Genomic DNA, 25,861 nt, shown 5'->3' with positions numbered 1-25,861 from the left:
GAATAAATAATCCTGCTTCTGCACTTAAGGCAGCAACACGGTGCGGGCACGACAGGCAAAAATCAGGATGACAACCACATCCATATTGAACAGGAACGACACAATGGTGAATAGGAAGCGGCTCATACAGGATCTCATCACCACTGCGAAGATTTTTAAAAGAGGGGGGAATGTACACTTCATATTGCCCTGAACTCGATATCGCGAGTTGCGGTCATACTCCAGAAGAAGCAAGGAAGAACCTGGCCGAAGTTATCATGATCCAGCTGGACTATTCCCCGGTACGCTGAGGGCAGCTTTTCATCCCTTCCGCCCTTTGTTCGATATACTTAAATCAGATGAATACCCACATTGTAGAGCACACTGCGCCGATAGTGTAGTGGTTATCACTAGGCGTTGCCAACGCCTAAACCCGGGTTCGAGTCCCGGTCGGCGCACTCTGGTTTTGGAATTTTTTTAAAAAGAGCGAGAGCCTTTTTTTTCAAGAACCGTCCTCAAAACCCGGCAGGGGTCGTAACCTGGTGTGCGGCGTTGCCGGTCTCGATTATTATTTCCCTTCTCACCGGTCCTTTTCTTGATGGCGAGCCGTTCTTGGTGCAGAAGGTTGTGTTTGTTACGTTACTCGTGGTGGTGTTGACGTGGGTTGTGATGCCGTGGATGTCAAGGGTGGCGGCGGGGTTTTTGTATCCGGAGGGGGAGGGGGCACAGAAAGAGGTTACTGCGCCGATAGTGATGCGGTTATCACTAGGCATTGCCAACGCCAAAATCTGAACTCGAGTCCCTGTCGGCGTATACTGCCTTGACGGTCAAGGCGATTGCGTTTTTCTTAAAAGTTTAAAACCCTGACGTGACAATCACCCGGGATTTTCTCCATTTATATCTCCGGGGGCATTGTTTCGGGTGCCCGCACAACGAGCACGGGACAGCGGGCATGCCGGACCGTCTTCTCGGCCACGCTCCCGAGGCGCAGGTACTCAAAGCCGGTGCGTCCGCTGGTCCCCATGACAAGAAGGTCATGATTGGCTGAAGCCCTGATGATCTCGTTTGCGACAGCCCCCAAAACGACTGTAGGTTTTACCTCAATACCAAGCCTCCGGCCCATATTGGCCACAGAATCTACAGCCTTTCGTGCGGCATCAGGGGTAAGTTGTCCGGCATTTCTGCGAAGAGGGATCCGTATGCTCCGGCTACTGCTGACAGAGAGTGCAGTTACTTCGGCATTGAAGGCCCGGGCCATCTCAAGCCCGTGCGTGATGGCAGTCCGGGTTATGGAGGTCCCGTCTGTTGGGATCAGGATCCGGTGACACGCGGGGCCGCCCGGTTGATCGCCGCGGATGACGAGTACCGGGCAGGATGCAAACCGTATGACCTTCTGTGCCACGCTTCCGAGAAGCATAAGGGAGACTCCGGCACGGCCGGTGGTGCCCATAACGATAAGGTCATAATTTCTGGAGGCATCGATAATTTCCCGTACGGGGATACCGGTGACTATCAGGGTTCTGATGATGACGCCCATCTGCGTACCCCGATCCGCCACCGTTCTCACGGCGTTCTCGCATGCCTGGTAGTGAGGCGAATCCATGTCCGGAGCGGATGCATCCCACGATATTGCATAGTTGCTGACATCGTTCACGCACATCGCCGTGACTTCAGCGCCGGTGATCTTTCCCATGCCAAGGGCAAACGTGATGGCGGCCCTGGTGTCGTTGCTCCCGTCCGTAGGGATCAATATTTTTTTGTACGGTATCATGATCGTCCGCTCCCGCTCACTCCATCCGGGAACGGGACCTTAACGGAAACGTCCCCGCACATTTTCGTGATATCTGCCATCTCTGTCATGTCCTGTGTCGTCATTATCTTCCTGGATCGACGGGTCATTTTACCCTCTCTCCCAACCACCTGCTCCACGGTTTTATGATAATCACTTTACTCAGGGTGGTGTTCACCACATGCACGCCAAGGCCGGTGATGCATGCCATGATGACCGTGCCTATACCTACGCCCTCCAGATGACCGAGGAAGACCATGGACAATATCACGGACAGGACCACACAGATAATATCGAACAGGGTCTTGATCCTCCGGTAGGTAACATGGAAATGTATTGTCAGGTCATTGAGGAACGTGTCGATTATCATCAGCGGAATTTTGGATCCCACCATCAGGGCAATGGCGACACACATGAACAGGTAACCGGCAATAAAGTACAGGAGCCGTTGCCAGTACTCCGTTGGCAGGCCGGCAACAGCATGCATGAAAAAGTTTATGATCAGGCCGAAGAGTACCGAGAGGACAACCGAGATCACGTACCCGGATTTGAACCTCTTTGTGATAGCGAGCAGCAGGCAAAGCAGGCAGATCTGGAAGATCGGGTTCCAGATGCCAAACGAGATCTGGTTGAAGATGCAGCTGAGGACATAAGGAAGCGACGAGATAGTTGAGATGCCGAATCCCGCGATCACCATGAGAGATATGGCAAATGAGATCAGAAGGAGACCGGCCACAAAGGAGACTTCCCCGGGTACTGTGATCTTTTTGTCCATTTCACGCCTTTGCTGGTTCCCTGTCGATACACGGAAGAGGTGAATGCTGTGTCGCGCACGACTGAGAGAAAGACAGGTTGCTATTTCGGCAGGAACTAAATAAAGAATTGGTTACGGAAAGCTGGTACGTTTGCGGCCAAGTTTGCCGGGTCCGACACGGTCGTTACGAAGACCGGGATTACTATCGTGCAGGAATAAGTATTCCGAAATAGAGGATTCCACCCCCTCCACGCTGCGCCTGGAGTCGCTCGGCCGCCTCATCGGGGCCTCGCTGGGCAAGATCGCAATTCGTTGCAGCGCAACAATCAAGGTAAATGCATAGCGCAAAAGTCGGCAGACCTTTTGCGCGTAAGACTCGTGATATCAGATGCCAATTCCGGAGAAATCAACCACACTCACTAAACCCATTTAACTTTTCACAAATTCGCGTACGATCCCATTCAAAAAATTTTCAACGCTGCCCCACTCGTAAAATTTTTTTCAAACGCGATCACCCCCGCAATGTAAAAATTTTAAACGCGAAAACTCCGGTAAAATTCCGGCGCACACCCCGGAACGCAATCAGATTTCCGGAAAAATTTTTCAAAAAACAAATGCGATCGTGACTGCGTTAAAAAATTTTTCACGTGCGATCCGGATCGCGTTTTAATTTTTTCAAACGCGATCACAACCGGATTTGAAAAAACTTAAACTCCTATACACATCCAGACTCGCGAATACAACACCAGGATTACGTTCCAGCATCCATCCTGTATCCAGGGATTCGACGCCCCGCGAGGGGGCCTGATTCAGGGAGTCCTCCACTCCATCGTAATACCCCCTCCCAACCGAGAGCTAAATCGCTCAAAACCAATCTCCCTGTAAAACGCCCCGTTTTCGAATCCGGGCTCATTTTGAAAAACCGACTTTTAGAGGATCGTACTTTTTCGCGAATTACGGTACACCATTTTTGAAATAGCTGAAATTTATCGTCTAATTCCCTGACAGAGGTCGTAATGCGCCCGGAAAAATGTCAATATAGTCGCTCTGGTACAAAGGATCGCTGTTTTTTCTGGACATAAGCACGCGAAACGAACCGGAAGGGGGTTTTGGGCAGGACCTTACCGACGGAAGAATGAATTTCTCCGTCAAAGGATCCTGCGGATCCTTTTTCTGCTCCTGGCTTTATAGCCAGTCCCATGTCAAAGGATCCTGCGGATCCTTCTTCTGCTCCTGGCTTTATAGCCAGTCCCATGTCAAAGGATCCTGCGGATCCTTCTTCTGCTCCTGGCTTTATAGCCAGTCCCATGTCAAAGGATCCTGCGGATCCTTCTTCTGCTCCTGACTTTATAGCCAGTCCCATGTCAAAGGATCCTGCGGATCCTTCTTCTGCTCCTGGCTTTATAGCCAGTCCCACATCGAAGAATTCCCGGACCTCTGCTCCGGCCTGCACCTATCATAGACACCTGCGCAAATCCGGGCCCTCTACGGGCTCCGTTTCCCTTCAGTTACCAATCCAGAGGGAATAATTCTCCAAAATGAGGGAATAATTCACTCATTTTCCCAAATTTTACGTCGGAGGGATGAGGTAAATATTAGCCACGTTTTAACAGCCTCTTTTTCCCGGTAAGGGTTCCAGGCCAATCCATCCTGCCAAACGCTGCCGGACCACGTCTATAGCCGTTTTCGGATCGGAGGGGTTATCAAACCCCGACGAGGAGAAGAGCCAAAGGCTCTTCGACGTTGATAAAACCTTATTGTAACGATGAATTGCAGTCATGATTCCCCACATTTCCAACCCACAGTTATTAACTAACCAATAGTTATAATATAACTGCGGGTAAAAATATGTTGGTGAATCATCATAGTCACCCAGACACCAGAGATCAAACAATCCCTGCAGGCCGCGAAGCTCGCGTTCCTCGCAACGGCGTCGAAGTCCGGCACCCCCAATGTTGTCCCGATCGCGGCGTTCAAAGTCCGCGATGACGCGACGCTGCTCATCTCGGACCAGTACTTCAACAAGACGCTTTCGAACCTGAAGCAGAACCCGGAGATCGCCCTTTCGTGGTGGGGGGAGAAAGGCGGGTTCCAGATCAAGGGGACGGTCTCGGTCCACACAAACGATGAGATCTTCCGGGAGAATGTTGCCTGGATGAAAGAAAGTTTTCCGAAGTTTTCACCAAAGTCCGCGGTGCTCGTGAAGATCACGGGCGTGTATCTTGTCAAGCCGGACCCGGAGCCCGGGAAAAAGATCCTGTAGCCGGCCTGGCACGTTCAGCGTGAAAAAATTTTTCAAAAATTTTCCAGAACGCCCAATAATTTCAAAAAATTTTCCAAATCCAAAAAAATTTCCGGCACCGTCCGGCACATTCAGGAAACGAGAGAACATGAACATCACCTCAGCAAAACTCGTATACTTCTCGCCCACCGGCACAACACAGAATGTTGTCCGGGCGATTGCCCGCGGCGTAAGTTCGGGCACCACAGAAGAGATCGACATTACAACACCGGCAGCGAGAGTGCAGCCGTTGCGGACATCAGAAAACGACCTGCTCATCATCGGCGTACCCGTGTACATGGGCCGGGTGCCGGCCATTGTCCGTAACTGGCTCAACGCAATCGTTGCCCGTAACACGCCCACGGTCTGCGTTGTCCTGTACGGCAACCGGACGTACGAGGATGCTCTGCTCGAGCTCAAAAACATCGTAACGAAATCCGGGTGCAAAACAATCGCGGGCTGTGCCTTCATTGGTGAGCACTCGTTCTCGGACGCCGCGGTCCCGACCGCACAGGGCCGTCCGGACAAAAACGATCTCCTGCGTGCAGAAGCGTTCGGTAAAAAAATCCGGGAAAAACTGCAGGCCGCACCATCCTTCACGCAGATCGCGGAGGCAGACATCCCGGGCGAGTTCCCGTACCGCGGGGACTCCCGACTCTGGACCCTGGACTTCATTGAAGTCAGCGATGCATGCACGCAGTGCGGGACCTGTGCGGAACGCTGCCCGGCCGGGGCTGTCGATCCGTCAGATGTAAAGAAAATCGATACCAAGCTTTGCATCACCTGCTGTGCCTGCATCCGGCAGTGCCCGTCGCATGCCCGGATCATGAAACCCGGGCTCCTGAAAGACGCACAGCTGCGCCTGCACACCTTGTATAGCGAACGAAAGGAACCGGAATATTTCATTGCATGAGGAGACCATGGGGATATCCGAACGGAGGCAGCGGGAGAAGGAGCAGCGGAGGACGGAGATCCTTGATGCAGCCGAACGGCTCTTCTTTGCGAAGAACTACGAAGAGGTCTCGATGGACGGGATCGCCCGCGAAGTCGAGCTGAACAAGGCGACAATCTATCTCTATTTCGAGAACAAGGAGGCGCTCTACGCTGCCATCGTGCTGCGGGGCATTGCACTCCTGAAGGAGAAATTTGCGGAGTGCATGGCAACGGACGCACCGGGTATTGTCAAAGTCGTCCTGATGGGCCAGGCCTATTACCGGTTCTCACAGGAACACCCGGAATATCTCCGGATGATCCACTTCTACGGATCCGAACGGTTCTCGAAAGAGAATCCGTGCACTGCAGAGATCGGGAAAGGATATGGGTCGTGCCGCATGGTGCTGCGGGACGCGGTCCGGCAGGGCATTGACGACGGATCGATCCGGGCCGATCTCGACCCGTTCCTCACATCCATGTACCTGATGATCTCCTTCATGGGCATCCTCTCCATGGAAGAGAAATGGAAACTCGTGATCGAAGAGGGGGGGTTCGGGTACGAAGAGTACTGCAGCCGGTTCTTCCGGTTCATCCTGCCGGCCATTGCACCGGACGGAAAATCCCCCGATGTCAAATGTTTTGCACGCTACGGGTTTGTCCTGACAAAGCCGGAAGGATAAGGGATGCGGGACCAGGACTGCCCGATCCGCTTATCCCCATGCCTGCACAACTCCCCTGCAGGCAATCCCGATGACCGGCACCCCGCATAAATACCACTCCGCTCTCTTCTTCCTCATCGCGTATGCGGTCACCTGGCCAATTCTGTTCGCTGCCGCATACTTCAGCAACCATGGCGGATCCGGAGAACTGACTGGCCTGCTGGTGGTTGCCGGGCTCAACGGGCCGCTCGTTGCCGCGCTCGTTATGTTCTGGCGGGCAAAGAGCCCGGCACTCTGGAGCGATTACAAGGACCGGTTATTCAGCCTTAAGAGGATCGACATCCGGACGCTGCCGGTCATTCTCTTCCTGGTCCCGGCCGTGATGTGTGTCGCGATCGGCATCTCCCTTCTCTTCGGGAAATCACCGGACCAGTTCACCATCCGGCTCGGGGCGGTTTTTCTGACCATCCAGGGCCTTGTCGGACTCTTCCTTGCCCCGGCGTTTGAAGAGGCGGGATGGCGGGGGTACGGGATGGACAGCCTGCGGAGCCGGTACACGCTGTTTGTCGCAACCCTCTGGTTTGCCCTTCTCTGGGCAGTCTGGCATATCCCGCTCTTCTTCATCTCCGGGTTCTACCACAACAGCCTGCTGTCGAGTGGACTGTACACGGCAAATTTTTTTCTTAGTGTCTTTGCGATCTCCTTCATCGTCAACTGGCTCTTCTACCGGAACAACCGGAGCATCGTTGCCTGCTTCCTCTTTCACCTCTCCGCAAATGTCGCGATGAGTTATATCCCGGCTGAACAGTTCACCAAGTGCATCGTCACGGTGCTGCTGCTAGCGGTTGCAGCAGGGATTGTTGTGGCGGACCGGGAACGGTTCTTCCATGAGCCATGGGCCGGGTCGGTGTGAGAGGCGGGAGATATTTCCTCGCTGATGATCAAGGATACGATACATTCGCGCCATGGGTATTCAAAAAATGGCAATTGTTTTATTATCTGGTGAAACAATTAATTTCTGGTGAATTATGCCAAAAGTGGAGATCAAACCGGTTGATGCCCAGGGAAGGATCATCCTCCCGAAAGCATGGCGGGCCCGGCTCCGGACCAGTTCGGTTGTTGTCATTGACGAGGACGACCATCTCGAGATCCGGCCTGCGGATGCAGACCTTTCGCGGTTTGTGGATGCCGTGGAAGTCGAAGCGGAGCACTTTGACAATTACCATAAGCTCCGCAAGGGCCTGAGGAAAGATGCGGTTCATTGACGCCAGCGTCTTCATCTACGCAGTCCTGAAGCCGAAGGGTTCTCTGCCGGATGCGGTACAACAGAAGAAAAAAGCGGCACGTGAGATCTTTTTGCGGGTGAACGATGGCGAGCCGGTCATAACGACCACGGTCCACCTGAGCGAAGTGGCCAATGTACTCGAAGATGCTGCCACGCTACAGTTTGCCTGCGACTTCCTGTCGGCGCTCCTGATAAAATCCACACTATCCATCGAGCCGGTTTCAGCTGACGATTACCGCGAGAGCATCGGTCTTTCAAAGAAATACTCCATCAGCATCAACGATGCGCTCGCCCTTATCATCATGGAACGCCTCGGCATCGATGAGATCTATACCTTCGACCGGCACTTCCGGAAGACCGGTGTTACTATCGTACAGGAATAAACAGTTCATCATTTTTTGGCTCTCCTTTTGATCGATCCTTGACACCGGACTGACGGGTATTACGATAGGATTCACACATCCGGTTGCCGGGAAATTATCTGTGATCGATTCCCCATCTCCGGAACTCTCCCCCACAGGAGACTCCGGCATCCTATTTGCTCTTGCAGCGCACAGGTTAGTGTAACAATGGCAGGCGACCAGATCCCCATCGGCCGGTTCTCGCTTATCACCCGGCTCAGCCAGAAAGCGCTCCGGTTTTACGATGAACGGGGCCTGCTCGTGCCGCAGGTAAAGGACATCTGCACGGGCTACCGGTATTACACGGGCGCCCAGATCGCACGCGGCGTCTCCATCAAGACGCTCTGCACGCTCGGGTTCTCCCCGGCCGAGATCGGCGATCTCCTTTCGGCAAAAGAGGGGCGTGACACGGACACCATCCGCACACTCTTTGCAAGGAGACGGCAGGAGATCCGGTCCGAAGTCAGCCGGTTACAACAGATCGAGGCGATCCTCGCAGACGAAGACGCCTCATTAGAGTTGATCTATATGTCACTGAACGAACCTCTTGTCAAGGAAATCCCGCCCCAGCGGATCATTGCAAAGAAAGGGACCGGCCCGTACGGCGAGACCATCTCGCGGCTCATGCCGGCACTCTGCGGCCAGATCTTTTCGGAAGAGAACCAGAGGACCGGCCTGAAAGTGACCGGGCCGTTCATGACCCTGTATCTCGACAACGAGTACCGGGAGAAGGATGCGACAATGGAGTGCGCTGCACCGATCACCGGGCGGGTTGTGCTCACGGATGCGGAGATGGATGTCCGGACCCTGCCGGGCGGAAAATGCCTCTCCCTCATCCACAAAGGATCGTACTCCGGTCTCCAGGCAGCCTGGAGCCGTATCGAGGCATACGCGGAGGAGAGGGGCTTTGTAGGAAACGGCGCCTGCCGGGAAATCTACCTCACGGACCCGAACGTTGTCGCGGAGAGCGAGCTCCTCACCGAGCTGCAGATCCCCATCGACATGGATGCCCTGCGGCAGCAGCACTGACCTGCCGGAAACGGCGGCGGATTACGCGAAGGCCATGCAGCGCTATAAGGCCGGTTGTGCGGTTTCCTGTGGCACCGGCCCTCTTCCTTTTATTACCCTTCGCGCAAAATCATCAGTCTAGAGCGATCATGAAAGTCCTCGGAATTGTAACAAGCCCCCGGAGGGGCGCAAACAGCCAGACGCTTGTCGAGAATATCCTTGCCGGCGCAAAGGAAGCCGGGGCAAAGACCGAGATCGTGCGGCTCTGCATGATGAACATCCAGCCATGTCTCGGCTGCAATAAGTGCAAGACTGAGGACGGCTGCGTTATCGAAGATGAGATGACGGCGCTTATCGAAAAACTGGAGGGCGCAGACGCTGTTGTGCTGGGCTCCCCGATCTACTGGGGCCGGCTGAACGCCCAGGCGTACCCGTTCATCGACCGGCTTTATGCCCTGGTCAAGTCGGATTTCACCACGGATTTCCCGAAAGGAAAGAAGCTGGCGGTCGCGCTCACGTGCGGAGGAATGGAGCCCGAGGCCATGAAGCCGGTTAACGATTACGTCAAGTTCGTCTTCGGCTTCCTCGGTTTTTCGGACGGGGGATTCATCTGCCAGAACCGCTGCCTCCTGCCGGAAGATATTGCACAGTTCCCGGAGACGTTGCAAAAAGCAAAGGATCTGGGCCGGGCACTGGTGAAATAAGGATCTTAATTGGAGAGATTTTTTTCTTTTTTGCTCATCGGGGGAATTCTGGGGGGCGGTTCCCAGGATTACCGGCTCCAGAGCAGGAACAACAGGTACGCAAAAAAAAAAGATGTTCCAGTGGTCCACACTGGAACACCGGATCAAGGGGAAGCGTCGATATCGCCAAGCAGCTGCTTGATATCGATCCAGATAATAAGTTCGTTGGTCTCCCGGTCGCGGACACGTACCTTCCGCTTGATGATACCGAGGATAGAGGTGTCATCCCGGTTCACGGAAGCGGAGGTATGATCCACCTGGCTCCCCTCGAACGTGGAGACCGACGTCACGTCATCCACAAGTATCCCGGTCTTTAACGAAGAGATTGTTTCGTCGAGGACGATGATCCGCGACGATTCAACGGGCAGGACACTTGCGTCGGTGATGTTTAAACGCTGTTTCAAATCGATGATCATGGTGATCTCGCCGCGAAGATCGATGATCCCGCGGACGTACGGGGCCACGTTGGGGAGTTTTGTGATCGTAGTATACTCCACGACTTCCTTAACATCGAACAGGTCGATGGCAAAGTGTTCGTTGCCGAGCACGAACTCCACGATCTGGATGGTATCAGGTATTTTCTCTACCGTGGCGGGACCCTTTCTTACCGCAACAGGTTCGCTTGCCTTTGCTGACATGGGCAACCGTCTCCCTGCGTTAGTCCACCTTGAACTTCTTGTTTGCTTCCATTGCCTGGACGGCCACGTCATTAACGGTCTGGATCATCTTTGTGATCTCGTCAATGGCGGCAGCGGATTCCTCGGTAGCTGCAGCAGCATCACCCGCTTCCTTTGCTGTCCGTTCGATCAGGTTTGCCACCTCGTGGACGCTTGCCGTGATCTCTTCGGTGGTTGCAGCCTGCTCCTCGGTCGCGGCGGCGACTTCAGAGGCGCTGTTGGCAACGGTCTCGGCCGCTTTCTGGATTGTCCTGAATGCCTCAAGTGCCTGCTGCGCCTCGGCTGCGCCCTTCTTCACCATGTTCTGGGCGCCCTCCATGCCATCGGCTGCCTTCTTGGTGGCAATGTTGAGCTGCGTGATCATCTCCTCGATCTTCTCGGCGCTCGAACGGGACTCCTGTGCCAGCGACTTGACTTCCGATGCGACAACGGCAAAGCCCCTGCCGTGCTCTCCCGCGCGGGCTGCTTCGATCGCGGCATTGAGCGCGAGAAGGTTGGTCTGGCTTGCAAGGTCGCGGATCAGCACGATGATCTTGCCGATATCGGTCATCTGTTTCTCGATGTCCTTGATGACTGCAAAGGTCGTTCCAGTAGATGTCGTGATCTCCACCATGTCCTTATTGACATTCTCGGCAAGGACGGCACCGGTCCGGGCAGAGTCCTTTGCATTGTTGGCCTGGGAGGATACGCTCTCCATGCTGGACGTGATCTCCTCGACTGCGGCGCTCATATCCTGCATTGCCTTGGACATCTGTTCGATGCCCTCCGCCGACTTCTGGGCGTTCTCCGAGACGATGCCGGCATTCTTTGCGATCTGGTTGACACTCTTGGACGCGTCCTCGACGCTCTTCGTTGCATTGTCTGCCGTTGAAGTCAGGTTCTGCATCTGACCGTTGACATCGCCGATGTTCTTCTCGAGGGAAACAACAATGCCGCGGACAGCATCCCGCAGCTTGATGATGGTGTTGTGAACCTCCAGGGTATCTTCATCAGGTTTTTGAAGTTCAACCCGGACAGTGAGGTCCCCGGCAGCCATCTTTGCATACGCCCCAGACAGGACTTCAACATCCGCCGCCATGAATTTCTGTGTCTTTACGATCTTCGTGACATCGTTGTACGTAACGTAAACGAACTTGACCTCTCCCTTCTCATCGAAGATGGGCATGTTCGTCCGTATCACGACATGGACTCCGGCAGGAGTCTCAAGGGTACTCTGGCCGACCGTGGTCGCTTTCCTGCTGATCGCTTCAACAACAGATTCACCAGAATTCTCAAGGTATTTGATCATGCCCTTGTCCTTGAAATCCGTGAACTTCATGTTACGGAGGCGGTCCTTGTTGTATCCCGACAGTTTTTCAAATGCCGGGTTTTCCAGCACGATTCGCAACTCATTGTCGAGAAGTGCCTGTGAAAGAGGATTCTTCTCAAACATCTCCATCATGTCTTTTAACTCGATCATGGTATTCACCCGAGGTTGACAATCTTGTCTTTGTACACTTCGTTCATGACTTCCCCAAGGCCGGTGTACATTGCAGAGAGACCGCAGAGAACTCCCTCAATGCCGGCAATATGGAGGATCATCTCACTGCCCAGTGCGTTCCCGGTGACCAGCAGCGCAAAAAGCAGGACCAGCAAGCCAAAGACAACCTGGAGCGCTTTCGAGAGCCGTAACGTGATGACAAACATCACCAGGGAGAAAAGGCCCCACAGTGCAAGGTAGCAGATGAGCGATACCTTGTCCAGCGCACCGGTCCACCCCAGTGCCGGCATCAGCATCATGAATACCAGCACGATCCAGAAGAACCCGTACGAGATGAATGCGGTCATGCCGAATGTGTTGTTCTTCTTCCATTCCATGATACCGGCAATAACCTGTGCGATGCCGCCATAGAATATGCCCATGGCAAAGACTGCTGAGCCCATGCCGAAAAGCCCGGCATTGTGCAGGTTCAGGATGATCGTTGTCAGCCCGAACGCCAGCAGGCCAAGGGCTCCCGGGTTCGCGGTCGTGTCGGATATCCGTATCTCGTTCTTGAATACTTCATCAATCGTTGCTGCTGATGTCATGAATCACACTGTCCTGAAATTTCATCTGTCTAATCCAAGTCGGCCGGTTTGGCCAGGCATACAAAACTGGCACGGTTTGCCCCGGAGGGGGGCGTCCCGTTGATGACGAGGATGTCCTGCAGGGAGCATGCCGGAAATCTCCGGTTCCGTTCCCATGACGGTACGTGAACACCTTTTCCCCCCTTACTCCCGGGGCATCAGGCGCCTCATCGAAAAATACTCGTCCAGTTCTTTCGACAGGCGCTCCAGGTTCTGTTTGTAGTTTTCCAGTGTTTTTTTTGCATCGGGTGTCTTTGGATCCCAGGCAGGGATCCTGCCGGCCTCGGCAGCATTTTGCCTTGCCTGCCCTGTTGGTAACGCCTCGTTTTCCCAGACCCGCTTCCTCTGTTCCGTCATATCAGTCACCAGTCATGATGCCGACCTCACCATGTGCAATGGCAGCGTTCCGTTCCACCATACAGATACCGAACAGAAAGACGCCGAATGGTAAGACCGTTATGAGTCCGCTAACGGATTGCCCCCCATCGGGTCGATGGCATCCGATCACTTTTACTCAAGTTTTGAAGAACAAAGGTGAAAATATACTTACCCAATGGCATCCCATTAATGCCTTGCATAATATACTTTCATTCACGTTTTATTCAGAAAAAATCCAGGTTTTGGAACGAATGCACAATCTCCAGGACAACCTCGCATCAATACTCCGGATACTCTCTCCCCATCCTGAAGGAATGATGGTTAAGGACATTGCTGCTGCTCTCGGTATGAACCGTAACACAACGGCACAATACTTAAGAATCCTCTTCCAGCAGGGAAGACTCGATCTCAGGTACCTTGGCAAGGCAAAGATCTTTGTTGTCTCAAAACGTGCGCCGTTCGAGCTGCTGGCCGAGATGTGCCCCGAGTATATGATCGGCATTAACCGGAACCTGTGTGCCGTTGATGCTAATGCCGGTTTTTACGCATGGGCTGGTTGTGTAAAAGAAGAGATTGCTGGGCATCCGATCCGGTCTCTTCCCGTTCCCCTCTTCCAACAGAACGCGGTCGAGGACCTGGCAAAAACCGGATTTTCTGCGGTCGGGGAGCCGGTAAAGTTCACGTGCGTGAAGGAGGACAAAAAGGAGCATTACACCATTCGGAGCATTCCGGTCGTTTACCCTGATTACACCACCGGCAGCGCCCTGCATATACAGGATATCACCCTTGCAGAAACCGCAGGGAATGAAATTGCCCTTCTTGAAGAACGGTATCGTGCACTTACCAATGTACAGACGGAATTTATCGTACGATCGTTACCCAACTGCACGATCCTCGCCGCAAATCCTGCATTCGCCGGCTTTGTTGGGGTACCCTGCGAACAGTTGATCGGGACAAGATACTGGCCGCGGGCCTCGGTGGAAGACCAGCAGGCTGCGCGGGAGATGTACCGCTCCATCAGCCCTGAAAATCCTGAACATGTTATCGAACACCGTACCCTTGCCCCCACTGGAGAATTCCGCTGGGTCCGGTGGAGACACCGGGCCATATTCCGTGACGGGGTTATTGCAGAAATCCATTCCCACGGCACCGATATCACGGAACTTAAAGAGATCCAGAAGCAGCTCCAGTATTATCACGAGAATGCCGAGGCGCTGGTGAGGGAGAAGAGCGAAGAGTTCTTGAGGATCAACCGGTACCTGCTCGCGGAGATCCAGAGGCGGAAGGAGAGCGAGAAGAACCTGCAGAAGGCCCAGTTCTGTATAAACAATACCAGCGAGATGATTGTCTGGGCTGATGAACACGGATCGGTCACCGCATCCAACAAGTCAGCACTCAGTGTGCTTGGGGTCGGGCCCGGTGATGTACCGGTCTTTTTACGGCCAGCCGTGACCAATCCGTCGTTACCGGTTTCCTGGGAGGAAATCTGGATATCGGTAAAGCAGAACGGCTTTATCCTCTTTGAGGCACGGATCCAGGACAGGAACCATAAGACGATCCCGGTGGAGGTCCTGGGTAATTTCTTCTTTTTTGACGATAGCGAGACCTGCTGCTTTTTTATCCGGGATATTTCAGAACGCAGGGAGTCAGAGGACAGGTTCCGGCTCCTGAAATTTTCTGTCGATAATGCATATGACGAAGTTTTCTGGATGGACACCAATGCAAACATCCACTATGTCAATAACACCGTGTGTGCGACAACCGGTTTCTCCCGGGAAGAACTCTGCACGATGAAACTCTCTTCTCTGGATCCTGCATTTACTCCGGAACTCTGGGAACGGTCCCTGGAATGCCTGCGTAAGAACAAGCAGCTTTGTTTCCAGACGCGGCACCGGTGCAAGGATGGCCGCCTTCTCAACATGGATATCGGCCTGGTCTGCGTGATGCAGGGACATACGGAAGTCATCTTCTGTTTTGCCCGTAATATCACAGAGAGGATAAGGCTGGCAAATGCTCTCGTGGAAAACGATGAGATGCTACAGAACACCATCGACGCCATCCCGGCTCCGATCTATATTGCATCGGCATGGAAGTTCATCCACCTGAACCCTGCCGCCATCCGTCTCTTTAGGGCATTATCCCAGAACGACCTTGATAAGGATTCCCTGTTCGACCGGGTCCGCAGCGATTATCATGAATTCATTCGGCAACGGGCACAGACACTATTTCGCGACTGGAAGTTATCCCCGCCCCATGACATGGTGTATATTCGGCTCGACGGGAGCGAGATCCACGTCGAAACGTACGCGATCCCGGTCAGGTATCTCGGCAAAGATCTTGCCCTTGTATGTGTCCGGAATATCAGAGAAAGGAAATGAGCGGCGTGGCCCTCGCAGGACTGTGGAGAAACTCAAGCGGCAGAGGTCTGATTCATGTGGCAACAGGGATTACGAATTAATTCCTGAGGATTGAGGAAAAACATGGATTTGAAACGGATCATCTTTCTTGTTCTACTGGGTGTAGTGCTCTGTGCGATATCGGTTCTTTCGGCGCTCACCAGTTGGGCAGTCATCACACCGATTATCATCATCACCGTTCTCGTCGCGGTTGTCGTAATCCTGCTTGTACGGGACCTGAAACTCTGGATAGAATCACTCGTGGACCGGATGGCGGCCGGGGACTCAAAGAACCGGGAGGAGATTGCCCGGATCAACGCATCCCTTGAATCCATGAAGACAACGGTTGTCCGGCTCGAAGAACGGCTGGATTCTTCGGGGAAGTGAGCGGGCGATCCAGGTATCATCCGGTAATTATTTATCGACACGCGACCATCCAACGATTACCTGACGGGCTGATCACCGGCTTTTTAGACCCGGATGCTCTGCCCGTCATTGAGGACCCTGCCATGGTACCCCCAAGTGAGATCGCCCGGGCGGCCGGGATAAAGACGCACCCGGTCGCCATTGTATGGACCGATAAGAAACCGGAGAAGGCCTTTGAATTCAAGCCAGGGACCTGGGGCTGCGTGATGTGGTTCTTCGCCAAGGTGGCAAAGGACGGGAAGATGGCAGTCTTCTCCCGCGAGACCACCACCTGCGCCGGGGGTTGTATGGGTCTCGGATTCGGGCGGCCGCTCGATAAGCATGCGGCCGGAAGCGAAGAAGGGTTCTGCTCGTTCCTCTCAAACGGTTTAGCCGGGGCCGCAGACAAAACGGCCTACCGGGCGGTCATCGACCAGTGCCCAAACGACCGCCAGAAAATGATGCTTGCGGAAGGAGAACGGTTCTTAAAGAACCCGGCTGTCGTGAAAAGATGGTTACGGGACCTTCCCGTCTATGATGCGAAGGATCGGTATGTTGTCATGAAGCCGGTCACGCAGGCGGACGAGAACGAGAAGATCAAGAGCATCGTCTTTGTCGCAAACGCCGACCAGATCGCAGCGCTCTCAACGCTTGCGAATTTTTCGACCGGCAATGTCATGAACGGGGTCTTTGTTGCCGCCAGTGCTGCGGGCTGCCAGGCAATAGGTGTCTGTACCTTTGCAGAAGGGGACTCGGATTCTCCGCGGGCAGTTGTCGGTCTCACCGATCTCTCGGCCCGGAAGGCGGTCCGTCCCACGCTCGGCAAGGATGTACTCACGTTCTCGGTGCCGTTTGCGCTTTACCAGGAGATGGAGCAGAACGTGAAGGACAGCTGCCTTGAACTAAGCCTCTGGAAGGAACTCCGGGACACATAACGCAAAAGACAAAAAAGGGGGCGGGTGTTCGCCCCGGTACTTTTGCGGCTTAACGTGCCTGCGTGCGATCAATACTATCGAGGATAAACGCGGTGATGCGGGAGAACTCTCCCTCATCCACCACACCCCGCGCGAACTCCACATCGGCACACCACGAAAGCACGTCGTCAACGCTCCGGGCGTCCCGTCCCTTCGACTGCAGCAACGCGACCAGCTCGGCGTTCGTGAGCTCGCGCCTCACGCCGTTCTCGCACGCGAGGAGGAGCCGGAGCGCTTGGCCGGCAAACCCGCATGCAGCTGCCGGATCGCCATCCCCATACGCTACCTCTGCCTGCGCCAGCAGCTTGCGTGCAGCGTTCCGGTGATCGAACGGCTCCTCGTACAGGTTCTCGTTGGCCACAGGGAGATGGACGGGCAACGGCCGGTTGCGGAGCTTTCGGTACAGGACCCAGGCTGCAACAAGGGCTACCGCCCCGATCACGACACATGCCAATATGGGCAGGTAATCGAACGGTGCTTCTTTCTCCGTCTCAAGGCTGATCTGTGTCACGTTCCCGTTGCTGGTCGTGGCATTGATAAACGCCGGCTTCCCCTGCCGGTCCTGGAACGTGAGATTTACTGTTGCGCCGGATAATGAGAGGTCCAGGGCCGTGCTGTTCCGCTGGTAGCCCTTGTCCTGGAGCTGTTGTGCCATAGCCTTGTACGTTGCATTGGATGCAAGCGGCGCTGTTACATTGACCGGGGCTTTTGACCGTTCCTGTATGGAGGGGACGATTCCGTTCTCCATCGAACCGCCGACCGAGACGCTCTCTCCGGCTGCGTTCCGGTATTCCATGGAGAACGAACCGGAACTGCCGGAGGACGGGTTCGATGAGAGGGACTGCCGGGTGAAACCGTCAGCCGCAAGGCTCTCGTTGACCGAGGAAAGCAGGGGGTCGTTACCCAGGGCTTCCTCAAACGAGGCCTTGTCCTGCTGCGTTTTCTGCGCTTCCCGCTGCAGCTGTTCTTTCAGGGCATTCGTATTCTCTGCCTGCTGGCCGTTTGAGAGTGCCTGCTGGAGCGTACCGTCACGGCCGGCCTGCTGCTGGACAGAGACCGACTGCTGGACGATCTGGACCGAGCTTCCCGAAGGAACATTGCCGGTGCCCGGGCCGCTCGTGCTGGCGACCGGGGCCTGTGCGCCGGACTGCTGCGGGACCTGCGAAACGAAATGAATGACGATCTCCGGCATTGTTACCTGGACCGGTGAGGTATCCGTGTAATCGTACACGATCTGCACCTTGAGGCTCTTCTCAACATTTGACGTTCCCCCATCGAGCCCGATCTGGGCGGTGCCCGGCGAGATCGTGTCGGAATACACGCGGTTCTTGGTGCTGTACATCACGGTGCCGCTGTTCTGGAGCTGCTCGGTTGTCGTGAACTGGATGGTCCCGTCAATGTCATGGTCGTAGGTGCTCGTCACCGTGATGGGTACGGTTGCCGTTGCGCCGAGAGGGAAGAAATATTCGCTGCTGTCTGCCGAGAAGGTGATCTCCGCGGCTACGACCGGGAGGATGAGGGCCGCCGCAACCGCGAGCAGGAGGACAAGGACGGGATACTTCATTGGATGACCCGCCCCCTTCCATAGCGCAGCCAGAGTTCGAGGACGAGGAGGATGAGAGCGCCGAAGATGAAGACATTCTTGATACTTGTCTCCTCTTTCTCGCGGATGATCTGCTGGTTCATGCTGCCATAGATTTCCTTTAAGGTCTGGCCGTCGACGGACTTGAAGTACTTCCCGCCGGTCTGCGTGGCAATGGACTGGAGCGTTGTCTCATCCAGCTGGGCATACTGGGGATTGCCGAACCAGTCGTAGCCGAGCACCACGGGCTCCGAGGAGCCCATGCCGACCGTGTATACCGGGATGCCGGCAGACTTTGCGAATGTCACGGCCTCATCGGGCGAGATGACGCCAGCATTGTTCACCCCGTCCGAGAGGAGGATGACAACGCTCTTCCGGTTGGGGATGGATTTGGCCATGTCGATCGCGAGTGCAAGGCCGTCGCCGATCGCGGTCTGCCCGGACCGTGCGGAGACCGCGGCAAGTTTCTCGCGGACCCGGTCCTTGTCCGGGCTTAAGTAGGCGACAGTCGATGCACCGGATTCGAAGATGACTACACCCGCATAGTCCTTGGAATCGAGGTTTTTCAGGAGCGTGTCTGCGGCGCTCTTGGCTGCCTCAATACGGGACGGCTGGTAGTCCGTTGCCTGCATGCTCCCGGAGTCGTCGATGGCAAGGACAACGTTCACCCCTTCCCGTGTCTGTTCGAGCGGGATGTGGGGGTCGGCAAGGCCGATGAAGAGCAGGGCAATCGCAGCAATGGCGATTGCAAAGAGGACGTGGGTCCGCCTCGATTTCTTCGCATCCCCCAGCGCCGATTTCACGAACGCGAGCCGGGAGAACCGGATCGCCTCGGTCTTTTTCTGCCGCATAATCCAGAAATACATGGCGGCAAGGACCGGGATCGCAAAGAGGCCCAGCAGCCAGACCGGATCATAGAATCCCGGCATAATGGTCCCTCCTTCCCGCTATACCGGAAAAGAACCGTTTCAGTGGGATTTCATACGGCTCGTCCGTCGAGATCGCAAGGTCGTGGATGCGGTGCCGCGCCAGGTCGTGGTGCAGGGTTGTCTCGGCCTCACAAACCAGTTCCCGGTACCGCTCCCGGAACTCCTCGTCCGAGGTGTCGACAAGCACCTGCTCGCCGGTCTCGGGGTCCTCGAGCTCGATGAGTCCCACGTCCGGCAGCTCGCGCTCGCGTTCGTCCCGGACCCGGAGCGCGATCACTTCGTGGCGCTGGCGCAGGATCCGGAGGGGCCGCATGAAATCAGGCGAGATGAAGTCCGAGAGGATGATGACCGAACTCCTCCGGGAGAGAACCTTTGCGAGGAAGCGGGCGGCAACCCCGAGGTCGGTCCGGTCCGAGACCGGCTTGTGGTTGATCATCGTGTTGAGGATCCCGACAAGGTGCTTCCTGCCCCGGTGGGCAGGGATGAACTTCTCCACCCGGTCCGAGAAGAGCAGGAGGCCGACCCGGTCGTTGTTTTTGAGCGCAGCAAACCCGAGACTTGCCACGAGCTCGAGGATCTTCTTCTGCTTGGTGGTCTCCGAGCCGAACGACCCCGAGTCGGAGATGTCGGCCATGAAGTAGAAGGTCTGGTCGCGCTCCTCGATGTACTCCTTGACAAACGGGTGGTTGTAGCGGGCGGTCACTTTCCAGTCAATCGAGCGGATGTCGTCGCCAGGAACGTACTCCCGGATCTCGGCGAACTCTATTCCCTGCCCGCGGAAGACCGAGTGGTGGAGCCCGGACTGGAGACCTTCGACCAAGATACCGGTCGAGAGCTCGATCTTCCGGATCTGGCGGATCAGTTCGCTGCGGTCTTCCATGCGCCATCCCCTCTAAAAAGGACATGGATTTGTGGACGTGGCGTGCTGCCTGCGGTTATGGAAATGACGGTTGCTGTCATGGGACCTTCACCACGGAAAGGATGCGGTCGATGATCGCGTCGGTGGTGATCCCATCGGCCTCGCCTTCGTAGTTGAGGATGATCCGGTGCCGGAGCACGTCGTGGGCAACGGCCTTGATGTCCTCGGGGATGACATATCCCCGGCCCGCGAGCAGGGCATGGGCCTTGCCGCCCAGGATCAGGAAGATCGATGCCCGCGGGGACGCGCCGAGCGCGATGTAGCGTGCTTCGTCAAGATGGTAATCCGCGGGTTTCCGGGTGGCGTCAACGATCGCGCTGACGTATCGCTTGATGGCGGCATCAGCGTATACCTTCCGGGTGAAAGCCTGGATCTTCAGGATCTCCTCTGACGAGATCACCTTCTTTGGGTCAAGGGCGATCCCTTCAGTGAACCGGTCAAGGATCGTCACCTCGTCGCTCATCTCCGGATAGGTCATCAGGACCTTGAACATGAACCGGTCGACCTGCGCCTCGGGAAGAGGATACGTCCCCTCGGACTCGATCGGGTTCTGGGTGGCGAGCACAAAGAAGGGACGAGCAAGCACGTGCGTGTCGCCCTGGATGGTGACCTGCTTCTCCTGCATGGCCTCAAGGAGCGCCGACTGGACCTTGGGCGGTGCACGGTTGATCTCGTCGGCCAGGATAAAGTGGGAGAAGACGGGACCTTTTACGGTCGAGAAACTCCCGTCCTTCTGGTTAAAGATCTTCGTCCCCATGATGTCGGCGGGGAGGAGGTCGGGGGTGAACTGGAGCCGCGTGAAGCTGCAGTCAACGCATTGCGAGAGGGTGCGGATGGTCAGGGTCTTGGCTATGCCCGGTACGCCTTCGAGAAGGACATGGCCGTCAGCGCAGACCGCCATCAGCAGCCGGTCGATGACCGCGTTCTGCCCGACAATGACGGTCTTCATCTCGTTCCTGATCGCATCCAGCGTAGCGGCATGAGCCTTTGCATCATTTGTCAACTGGGCAATCTCTGCATTCATGGTATCACGTTTGTCTGGTTTTACCGGGCCGGTCTTTTTACCCGTTCATGCCACATGAACGGGAGCGGGGCTCTGTGTATTCCGGGCAGTCCCTGCCTGAGCCCCCTCCGCGAGTTTTGCCCTTCGTGCACGTTACACACGTCGCGGAGATCCCGTATCATGATGTTTTTATACAGTCAGTTAAATGGTTTCTGGAATAACCGGGAGGCCGGACAGGTCCCGCATGGCGGGTCCCGCCGGAGATCCGATCATCGCACCACGCATTTTCTTATGTCCCTGTAGTGTCAGGGGTCTGAAACAGAGTTATGTCAATCAGTATAAAACAGATTTCTTTTTGGAAAATATACTTTACATTTTTTCCAGCACCCGACATAATGAAGGGAAAGGGATATGCTTATTCCTTAGTCCTGCCAACCACATCCGGGATTTACCATGGAGAAAGTCACGCTCGGCCCGATGCCGTATATGAGTGTCATGCCCACCCTTCTCGTGGGTGCAAACGTCAACGGAAAGCCCAACTACATGACCGCTGCATGGGCAACGGTTGCCTGCATGGCGCCGCCAATGGTCTGCGTTGCGATCAACCATGTCCGGCACACGGCAAAGGGGATCGAGGAGAACAAGACCTTCAGCCTGAACGTGCCCGCGGCAAAGGACGTTGTGGCAGCAGACTACTGCGGCATTGTTTCCGGGGAAAAAGAGGACAAGTCGAAGGTCTACACTTCGTTTTACGGAAAGACACAGACCGCCCCGATGGCAAAAGAGTGCCCGGTCAATATCGAATGCAAACTGTTCAAATCAGTTGACTGCGGGAGCCACCTGCTCTATATCGGTGAGATCGTGGAGATCCACGCGAACAAGTCCTGCGTCACGGACCAAAAACCGGACCTGACGAAAATAGATCCGATCGTTTATGCACAGTCTACGTATTTCGGGGTCGGGCCCCAGCTCGATAAGGCATTCTCGGCCGGGAAGAAATTCCAGAAGAAATAACCAGAACAACAATCTTTTTCTTTTTTTAACAGGCTACGGCATATGCCTATGCCCGCTTCCATATCTTAATCAGGAACCAGCATCTATTACCGGATCGAGGCATACTGGCATGGTCAATGCAGGATGGCAGCTGCGGATGAAACGGCATGTCGAACGACTCGTCTCAACCAATCGGAGATACCCGGTGAGCAAAGTGGAGAAGGAGCTGCATGCGCTGGGTTTTGTCGAGCTCGGCGCCGACCAGATCGCGGCCGCGTTCGAGCACCGTATGATGGAACTCTACCTTGAGATCCTGCTGGATGACGAGAGGAAGATCCACAGTTACTTCATCGTTTCGTTTGAGGAGAAAGAAAAGAGGCGAAGGAAGTTCCGGTGGTGAGAAAACAATTTTAATATTCATCTAAAATAGGGCTTCTTCGAATATCTTCATTTTTAGTTTATTGAAAGCCTCAATCACAAAGATAGAGGCTGATGCTCCATACCCCGAAGGGATGACTGTAGCCGAAATCGAAGAACGCTTCGCGGCGGCCTCAATTACCGTTCATCCCTATGCCAGATATTTCCTCATTTTAGAGGGGTAATACGTTGTCATTACATCTGATGATGCATCTCTGGTGGAAAAAAATTTGTCATAGCGAGATACATTCGATAAGATTTCTCGGTTCTGTTGAAAACCTATGTGGGATTGTGTTAGTTTGGGATGGAGCCACGGGCGCTCGGGGTCTGTCGACCCTCGCCCCGTGGAACTTTACCATATGCGAGCTAAAAAAAATGAAACGGGGGGGTCAAGGGGGCTTGCGGCCTTGGGCTGTCTTCGCAGTCATCGGACTGCGAGACGAGAAGATGCGCGGCATCTTCTCGCCCTCGAAGAATCCTTCGGGTTCTTCTCCTTCCTCATGGTCCTGATGAACCATTCGGACTCCCCCACTGGGGACCGACTGTAGGGAGGTTGTAGAATGCCACAGGTCGTCAGACCTGCGGCAGGAGAAGGTCGTTGACCTTCTCCTGAACGCATCGGCGTTCTTCGATGAGAGAGGAGGTCACACTCGTTATTCCACTGAGTGCATTGTGAAAAAGATTTTTACAGACGTATTTTCTTTTTAATTGTTCGAGCAAAGCACCGAGAACGTCAGCAATAACTGAATAATTTCTCAAGAGCACAAAAAAAAGTATTTACAAGAGTCCCGGCGCCTTGACGCGGAACTTCTGCCAGAGCACGCGTCCCATGACGCGGTAGGTATAGTCCAGCTCCTCGAAACTGGGGATGTCGTGCTCCTTTAACATCTCGCGGCCCACGTCCATCGATGCGCCACCAAGGAGCGTTGCCACGAGCCGGTTCTCGGTTGCTGCCGAGAACTTGAGGATCTGGCGGGCCATCTGCTCAGAGTTCAGGACAAGGTTCGGGAAGCCGACGATGAACGCGATGTCCCAGAGGTCGGCGTGCTTTGCGAGAACAGTGAACGTCTTCTCAAAGCGCTTCTCGTTTGCATCGCCTAAAAGGTCGATCGGGTTGCCCTTGTTCCAGAACTCGGGGAGGAACTCGTTCATCTCGTCAATGACTTCCTGCGGGAGGTCAATCATCTCGACACCGTAGCGTTCCGCGTAATCCGATGACAGGACAGCAAAACCGCCGGCGTTTGTGACAACGACCGCACGCTTGCCTTTGGGGTAGCGCTTGCGGTGGGCGAGCATCTGGGCGGCGAGGAACGCACCGGTCAGAGTATGGACAGCGATGATACCGGACTTCCGGAACGCTTCCATGTACACATCATAGGAGCCGGAGAGCGAGCCGGTGTGCGACGATGCCGCGGCCTGTCCCCGGTTGGACGAACCGGACTTGATGGCGATGATGGGCTTGCACTTTGCAACATCGGCAGCGACTTCCATGAAGGCCTTGCCGTCAGTGATCTGTTCGATGTAGAGGATGATGGCCCGGGTCTTATCGTCCTTGCCGACAAACCGGATATAATCGAGGAAGTCGAGGTCTGCCTGGTTGCCGACGCTGATGACCGCGGAGAAACCGATGTTCTTAGACAGGCTCCAGTCGACAACAGTATTGATGATCGCGCCGCTCTGCGAGATGAAGGCGATGTTGCCGGGCCGCGGGGACTGGTGAACGTACGTGGTGTCGATGCCCCGCGGGGGGATGATCATGCCCAGACAGTTCGGGCCGATGAGCCGGGTGCCGTGGTTCCGGGCAATGGAGACGATACGGTCTTCAAGCGCTTTCCCGTGCTCGCCCATCTCTTTGAACCCGGCGGTGATGATGACAGCCATCGGGACGCCCTTGGCCCCGCACTCCTCGATGACACGGGGGACATGGATCGCCGGGACCGTGATTACTGCAAGATCGATTGGCGCGGGAATTGCGGTGATGTTCGGGTATGCCTTGAGCCCCTGGATCTCGGAGCGCTTGTTGTTGACCGGGTAGAGCTGCCCGGGAAAGTGAAGGAGGTTATGCATGACGGCATAGCCCATCTTGGATGTATCCTGGGATGCACCGACAACCGCGATCGAGCGGGGGTTGAAGAATTCCATGGGCACTGGTGGCCGCTCGGGGCGGGCCTCTTCCCGTACGGGTGCATCGGTGACAATAACACGGGCATCAACGGCCAGTGCGCCCTGCTCATAGAGGCGGAGCGGGTTGATGTCGAACTCGACAACATTCTCGCTCTCGAGGAAGAAACGGTTGACCGACATCAGGGTGGAGACGAGCGCTTCCTCGTCCCTGGGCTTCATGCCCCGGTAACCTGCGATGAGGGGGTAACCGTTGATCTCCTTTACCATCTGGCGGACGGTCTCCTCATCGAGCGGAAGAATGCGGAGGGTGATGTCCTTCATCAGTTCGACGAGCGTACCGCCCATGCCGAATGTGAGGACCTTGCCAAAGGCCGGATCAGTCTTCCCACCTATTATGAGTTCGAGGCCGGGTTCGGCCTGCTGCTCGACAATGACACCCTTGATCTCGGCATCGTTGTTGTACTTTTTCGCACCGGCAATGATCTTCTCGAATGCGGATACAGCAGCCTCGCGGCTGCCGACACCAACAACAACGCCGCCCGCATCGCTCTTGTGAATGATCTGCGGGGAGATGATCTTCATCACGACCGGGAAGCCGATGGTCTCGGCAGCATCCGCGGCATCGTGGGGGGTCATCACAATCCGGTACTGGGGTACCGGTACTCCGTATCCCTTGAGGAGATCATAACCCTCGGATTCCGATAACATGGTCCTTTCCATAAACATCACCACAAACTTTTCCACTGTACTGGATCTACTATAACCGGAACCGCCTGCCCGGGCGGGTGAATGAGGAGGATCCCTGAATCGGTGCCCATTGCAGTACCGTCGTTCACAGTAACGGATAGAAATCGGAACAGGCCTGTTTTAAAGGTATGGGAAACTACGGGAGAAACAGGCCCGGATATGCCGCGGTTGGCAGCGGGAGATATGCCGCGCGCAAAAATGTTCCGGAAAAACGATGAATTGAGCCCGGATTCAGAAAATATTGGAGAAGCACCGCATTAAATAGAAATGGGGATTATAATAAGCATTAAACGCCAATCCGAGCCTTTTTTCTGCAAACGAAAACGACAGCCTTTATTTTGTATCACTCATTATTAATAGTGTAAAATCGGGGTTTTTC

General features: G+C 55.1%; 26 protein-coding genes, 1 tRNA gene and 1 pseudogene. 14 read left to right on the top strand and 14 right to left on the bottom strand.

Going from position 1 to position 25,861, the window contains the following annotated elements; all coding sequences use genetic code 11:
- Positions 1-365 precede the first annotated feature (365 nt).
- Positions 366-437, top strand: a tRNA-Gly gene (locus PHF39_RS03405).
- Between the two features lie 57 nt (positions 438-494).
- Here PHF39_RS03405 and PHF39_RS03400 read toward each other — a convergent pair.
- The 4 genes from PHF39_RS03400 to PHF39_RS03385 all read right to left on the bottom strand — a co-directional run bounded on the left by PHF39_RS03400 (position 495) and on the right by PHF39_RS03385 (position 3,975).
- Entirely contained in the window at positions 495-752 is a 258-nt protein-coding gene (locus PHF39_RS03400) for a hypothetical protein (protein ID WP_300220190.1), read from the bottom strand.
- A gap of 122 nt (positions 753-874) precedes the next feature.
- Entirely contained in the window at positions 875-1,750 is an 876-nt protein-coding gene (locus tag PHF39_RS03395) for a universal stress protein (RefSeq protein WP_300220188.1), read from the bottom strand.
- Between the two features lie 124 nt (positions 1,751-1,874).
- Positions 1,875-2,543 carry a DUF6198 family protein gene (locus PHF39_RS03390; protein WP_300220187.1) on the bottom strand — a complete coding sequence of 223 codons (669 nt, stop codon included), beginning with the start codon at positions 2,541-2,543 and terminating at the stop codon, positions 1,875-1,877.
- Positions 2,544-3,555: 1,012 nt separating this feature from the next.
- Positions 3,556-3,975: a hypothetical protein gene (locus tag PHF39_RS03385; protein ID WP_300220185.1), complete on the bottom strand. Its 420-nt coding sequence runs from the start codon at positions 3,973-3,975 to the stop codon at positions 3,556-3,558.
- A 405-nt stretch (positions 3,976-4,380) separates the two neighbouring features.
- On the opposite strand from PHF39_RS03385, the pseudogene PHF39_RS03380 reads away from it, so the two are divergent.
- The 8 genes and pseudogenes from PHF39_RS03380 to PHF39_RS03345 all read left to right on the top strand — a co-directional run.
- Positions 4,381-4,641: pseudogene (locus tag PHF39_RS03380) on the top strand (pyridoxamine 5'-phosphate oxidase family protein); the annotation flags it as partial.
- Positions 4,642-4,912: 271 nt separating this feature from the next.
- Positions 4,913-5,716, top strand: coding sequence for an EFR1 family ferrodoxin (locus tag PHF39_RS03375; RefSeq protein WP_300220183.1), 804 nt, complete (start codon positions 4,913-4,915; stop codon positions 5,714-5,716).
- A 7-nt stretch (positions 5,717-5,723) separates the two neighbouring features.
- On the top strand, positions 5,724-6,416 hold the full coding sequence (locus PHF39_RS03370; RefSeq protein ID WP_300220181.1) for a TetR/AcrR family transcriptional regulator: 693 nt from the start codon (positions 5,724-5,726) through the stop codon (positions 6,414-6,416).
- A gap of 70 nt (positions 6,417-6,486) precedes the next feature.
- Positions 6,487-7,308 carry a type II CAAX endopeptidase family protein gene (locus PHF39_RS03365; RefSeq protein WP_300220179.1) on the top strand — a complete coding sequence of 274 codons (822 nt, stop codon included), beginning with the start codon at positions 6,487-6,489 and terminating at the stop codon, positions 7,306-7,308.
- Positions 7,309-7,423: 115 nt separating this feature from the next.
- Positions 7,424-7,660, top strand: coding sequence for an AbrB/MazE/SpoVT family DNA-binding domain-containing protein (locus tag PHF39_RS03360; RefSeq protein WP_300220177.1), 237 nt, complete (start codon positions 7,424-7,426; stop codon positions 7,658-7,660).
- Complete coding sequence (locus tag PHF39_RS03355; RefSeq protein WP_300220175.1) at positions 7,647-8,063, top strand: type II toxin-antitoxin system VapC family toxin; 417 nt, start codon at positions 7,647-7,649, stop codon at positions 8,061-8,063. The genes PHF39_RS03360 and PHF39_RS03355 overlap by 14 nt, the downstream gene beginning before the upstream one ends.
- 186 nt (positions 8,064-8,249) lie before the next feature.
- Positions 8,250-9,110 (top strand): MerR family transcriptional regulator, encoded by an 861-nt coding sequence (locus PHF39_RS03350; RefSeq protein WP_300220173.1) that lies wholly within the window; start codon positions 8,250-8,252, stop codon positions 9,108-9,110.
- Positions 9,111-9,238: 128 nt separating this feature from the next.
- On the top strand, positions 9,239-9,793 hold the full coding sequence (locus PHF39_RS03345) for a flavodoxin family protein (protein WP_300220171.1): 555 nt from the start codon (positions 9,239-9,241) through the stop codon (positions 9,791-9,793).
- Positions 9,794-9,936: 143 nt separating this feature from the next.
- Here the strand turns inward: PHF39_RS03345 and PHF39_RS03340 are convergent, their stop codons facing one another.
- From PHF39_RS03340 to PHF39_RS03325, 4 genes are all read right to left on the bottom strand, one after another.
- Positions 9,937-10,470, bottom strand: coding sequence for a chemotaxis protein CheW (locus tag PHF39_RS03340; RefSeq protein WP_300220169.1), 534 nt, complete (start codon positions 10,468-10,470; stop codon positions 9,937-9,939).
- 19 nt (positions 10,471-10,489) lie between these two features.
- The gene (locus PHF39_RS03335; RefSeq protein WP_300220167.1) at positions 10,490-11,968 is read right to left on the bottom strand and encodes a methyl-accepting chemotaxis protein; all 1,479 of its coding nucleotides are present in this window, start codon (positions 11,966-11,968) and stop codon (positions 10,490-10,492) included.
- 5 nt (positions 11,969-11,973) lie between these two features.
- Positions 11,974-12,576: an acetate uptake transporter gene (locus tag PHF39_RS03330; protein ID WP_300220165.1), complete on the bottom strand. Its 603-nt coding sequence runs from the start codon at positions 12,574-12,576 to the stop codon at positions 11,974-11,976.
- 183 nt (positions 12,577-12,759) lie between these two features.
- Positions 12,760-12,972 (bottom strand): hypothetical protein, encoded by a 213-nt coding sequence (locus PHF39_RS03325; protein WP_300220163.1) that lies wholly within the window; start codon positions 12,970-12,972, stop codon positions 12,760-12,762.
- A gap of 272 nt (positions 12,973-13,244) precedes the next feature.
- Between PHF39_RS03325 and PHF39_RS03320 the strand changes: the two genes are divergently transcribed.
- The 3 genes from PHF39_RS03320 to PHF39_RS03310 all read left to right on the top strand — a co-directional run bounded on the left by PHF39_RS03320 (position 13,245) and on the right by PHF39_RS03310 (position 16,729).
- Positions 13,245-15,371 (top strand): PAS domain S-box protein, encoded by a 2,127-nt coding sequence (locus PHF39_RS03320; RefSeq protein WP_300220161.1) that lies wholly within the window; start codon positions 13,245-13,247, stop codon positions 15,369-15,371.
- Between the two features lie 102 nt (positions 15,372-15,473).
- Complete coding sequence (locus tag PHF39_RS03315; RefSeq protein ID WP_300220159.1) at positions 15,474-15,776, top strand: hypothetical protein; 303 nt, start codon at positions 15,474-15,476, stop codon at positions 15,774-15,776.
- 122 nt (positions 15,777-15,898) lie between these two features.
- Positions 15,899-16,729 (top strand): DUF169 domain-containing protein, encoded by an 831-nt coding sequence (locus PHF39_RS03310; protein WP_300220157.1) that lies wholly within the window; start codon positions 15,899-15,901, stop codon positions 16,727-16,729.
- A 49-nt stretch (positions 16,730-16,778) separates the two neighbouring features.
- Here the strand turns inward: PHF39_RS03310 and PHF39_RS03305 are convergent, their stop codons facing one another.
- From PHF39_RS03305 to PHF39_RS03290, 4 genes are all read right to left on the bottom strand, one after another.
- Complete coding sequence (locus PHF39_RS03305) at positions 16,779-18,332, bottom strand: hypothetical protein (protein WP_300220155.1); 1,554 nt, start codon at positions 18,330-18,332, stop codon at positions 16,779-16,781.
- The gene (locus tag PHF39_RS03300) at positions 18,329-19,279 is read right to left on the bottom strand and encodes a VWA domain-containing protein (protein ID WP_300220154.1); all 951 of its coding nucleotides are present in this window, start codon (positions 19,277-19,279) and stop codon (positions 18,329-18,331) included. The genes PHF39_RS03305 and PHF39_RS03300 overlap by 4 nt, the downstream gene beginning before the upstream one ends.
- On the bottom strand, positions 19,263-20,159 hold the full coding sequence (locus PHF39_RS03295) for a DUF58 domain-containing protein (protein WP_300220151.1): 897 nt from the start codon (positions 20,157-20,159) through the stop codon (positions 19,263-19,265). The genes PHF39_RS03300 and PHF39_RS03295 overlap by 17 nt, the downstream gene beginning before the upstream one ends.
- A gap of 76 nt (positions 20,160-20,235) precedes the next feature.
- The gene (locus PHF39_RS03290) at positions 20,236-21,222 is read right to left on the bottom strand and encodes a MoxR family ATPase (RefSeq protein ID WP_300220149.1); all 987 of its coding nucleotides are present in this window, start codon (positions 21,220-21,222) and stop codon (positions 20,236-20,238) included.
- A 432-nt stretch (positions 21,223-21,654) separates the two neighbouring features.
- On the opposite strand from PHF39_RS03290, the gene PHF39_RS03285 reads away from it, so the two are divergent.
- Positions 21,655-22,215, top strand: coding sequence for a flavin reductase family protein (locus tag PHF39_RS03285; protein WP_300220147.1), 561 nt, complete (start codon positions 21,655-21,657; stop codon positions 22,213-22,215).
- A 109-nt stretch (positions 22,216-22,324) separates the two neighbouring features.
- On the top strand, positions 22,325-22,594 hold the full coding sequence (locus PHF39_RS03280) for a hypothetical protein (RefSeq protein ID WP_300220145.1): 270 nt from the start codon (positions 22,325-22,327) through the stop codon (positions 22,592-22,594).
- Positions 22,595-23,000: 406 nt separating this feature from the next.
- Here the strand turns inward: PHF39_RS03280 and PHF39_RS03275 are convergent, their stop codons facing one another.
- Together PHF39_RS03275 and PHF39_RS03270 are read right to left on the bottom strand one after the other, a co-directional pair.
- Positions 23,001-23,129: a hypothetical protein gene (locus PHF39_RS03275; RefSeq protein ID WP_300220143.1), complete on the bottom strand. Its 129-nt coding sequence runs from the start codon at positions 23,127-23,129 to the stop codon at positions 23,001-23,003.
- A gap of 259 nt (positions 23,130-23,388) precedes the next feature.
- Positions 23,389-25,455, bottom strand: a complete 2,067-nt coding sequence (locus tag PHF39_RS03270; protein WP_300220141.1) for an acetate--CoA ligase family protein — start codon at positions 25,453-25,455, stop codon at positions 23,389-23,391.
- Positions 25,456-25,861: the final 406 nt, after the last annotated feature.

The organism is Methanoregula sp. (assembly GCF_028712425.1).
In the GTDB taxonomy this organism is placed as follows: domain Archaea; phylum Halobacteriota; class Methanomicrobia; order Methanomicrobiales; family Methanospirillaceae; genus Methanoregula.
Note: the sequence above shows the minus strand (reverse complement) of the source record. Positions and strands in the feature narration are given on the sequence as shown.

Excerpts from the sequence above, each read along its gene's own strand:
- PHF39_RS03270 (WP_300220141.1), bottom strand. The coding sequence starts at position 25,455 with ATGGAAAGGACCATGTTATCGGAATCCGAGGGTTATGATCTCCTCAAG.
- PHF39_RS03350 (WP_300220173.1), top strand. The coding sequence starts at position 8,250 with ATGGCAGGCGACCAGATCCCCATCGGCCGGTTCTCGCTTATCACCCGG.
- PHF39_RS03390 (WP_300220187.1), bottom strand. The coding sequence starts at position 2,543 with ATGGACAAAAAGATCACAGTACCCGGGGAAGTCTCCTTTGTGGCCGGT.
- PHF39_RS03370 (WP_300220181.1), top strand. The coding sequence starts at position 5,724 with ATGGGGATATCCGAACGGAGGCAGCGGGAGAAGGAGCAGCGGAGGACG.
- PHF39_RS03300 (WP_300220154.1), bottom strand. The coding sequence starts at position 19,279 with ATGCCGGGATTCTATGATCCGGTCTGGCTGCTGGGCCTCTTTGCGATC.
- PHF39_RS03310 (WP_300220157.1), top strand. The coding sequence starts at position 15,899 with ATGGTACCCCCAAGTGAGATCGCCCGGGCGGCCGGGATAAAGACGCAC.
- PHF39_RS03365 (WP_300220179.1), top strand. The coding sequence starts at position 6,487 with ATGACCGGCACCCCGCATAAATACCACTCCGCTCTCTTCTTCCTCATC.
- PHF39_RS03395 (WP_300220188.1), bottom strand. The coding sequence starts at position 1,750 with ATGATACCGTACAAAAAAATATTGATCCCTACGGACGGGAGCAACGAC.
- PHF39_RS03340 (WP_300220169.1), bottom strand. The coding sequence starts at position 10,470 with ATGTCAGCAAAGGCAAGCGAACCTGTTGCGGTAAGAAAGGGTCCCGCC.
- PHF39_RS03315 (WP_300220159.1), top strand. The coding sequence starts at position 15,474 with ATGGATTTGAAACGGATCATCTTTCTTGTTCTACTGGGTGTAGTGCTC.
- PHF39_RS03305 (WP_300220155.1), bottom strand. The coding sequence starts at position 18,332 with ATGAAGTATCCCGTCCTTGTCCTCCTGCTCGCGGTTGCGGCGGCCCTC.
- PHF39_RS03330 (WP_300220165.1), bottom strand. The coding sequence starts at position 12,576 with ATGACATCAGCAGCAACGATTGATGAAGTATTCAAGAACGAGATACGG.
- PHF39_RS03280 (WP_300220145.1), top strand. The coding sequence starts at position 22,325 with ATGGTCAATGCAGGATGGCAGCTGCGGATGAAACGGCATGTCGAACGA.
- PHF39_RS03360 (WP_300220177.1), top strand. The coding sequence starts at position 7,424 with ATGCCAAAAGTGGAGATCAAACCGGTTGATGCCCAGGGAAGGATCATC.
- PHF39_RS03355 (WP_300220175.1), top strand. The coding sequence starts at position 7,647 with ATGCGGTTCATTGACGCCAGCGTCTTCATCTACGCAGTCCTGAAGCCG.
- PHF39_RS03375 (WP_300220183.1), top strand. The coding sequence starts at position 4,913 with ATGAACATCACCTCAGCAAAACTCGTATACTTCTCGCCCACCGGCACA.
- PHF39_RS03335 (WP_300220167.1), bottom strand. The coding sequence starts at position 11,968 with ATGATCGAGTTAAAAGACATGATGGAGATGTTTGAGAAGAATCCTCTT.
- PHF39_RS03345 (WP_300220171.1), top strand. The coding sequence starts at position 9,239 with ATGAAAGTCCTCGGAATTGTAACAAGCCCCCGGAGGGGCGCAAACAGC.
- PHF39_RS03320 (WP_300220161.1), top strand. The coding sequence starts at position 13,245 with ATGCACAATCTCCAGGACAACCTCGCATCAATACTCCGGATACTCTCT.
- PHF39_RS03275 (WP_300220143.1), bottom strand. The coding sequence starts at position 23,129 with ATGGTTCATCAGGACCATGAGGAAGGAGAAGAACCCGAAGGATTCTTC.
- PHF39_RS03325 (WP_300220163.1), bottom strand. The coding sequence starts at position 12,972 with ATGACGGAACAGAGGAAGCGGGTCTGGGAAAACGAGGCGTTACCAACA.
- PHF39_RS03400 (WP_300220190.1), bottom strand. The coding sequence starts at position 752 with ATGCCTAGTGATAACCGCATCACTATCGGCGCAGTAACCTCTTTCTGT.
- PHF39_RS03285 (WP_300220147.1), top strand. The coding sequence starts at position 21,655 with ATGGAGAAAGTCACGCTCGGCCCGATGCCGTATATGAGTGTCATGCCC.
- PHF39_RS03295 (WP_300220151.1), bottom strand. The coding sequence starts at position 20,159 with ATGGAAGACCGCAGCGAACTGATCCGCCAGATCCGGAAGATCGAGCTC.
- PHF39_RS03290 (WP_300220149.1), bottom strand. The coding sequence starts at position 21,222 with ATGAATGCAGAGATTGCCCAGTTGACAAATGATGCAAAGGCTCATGCC.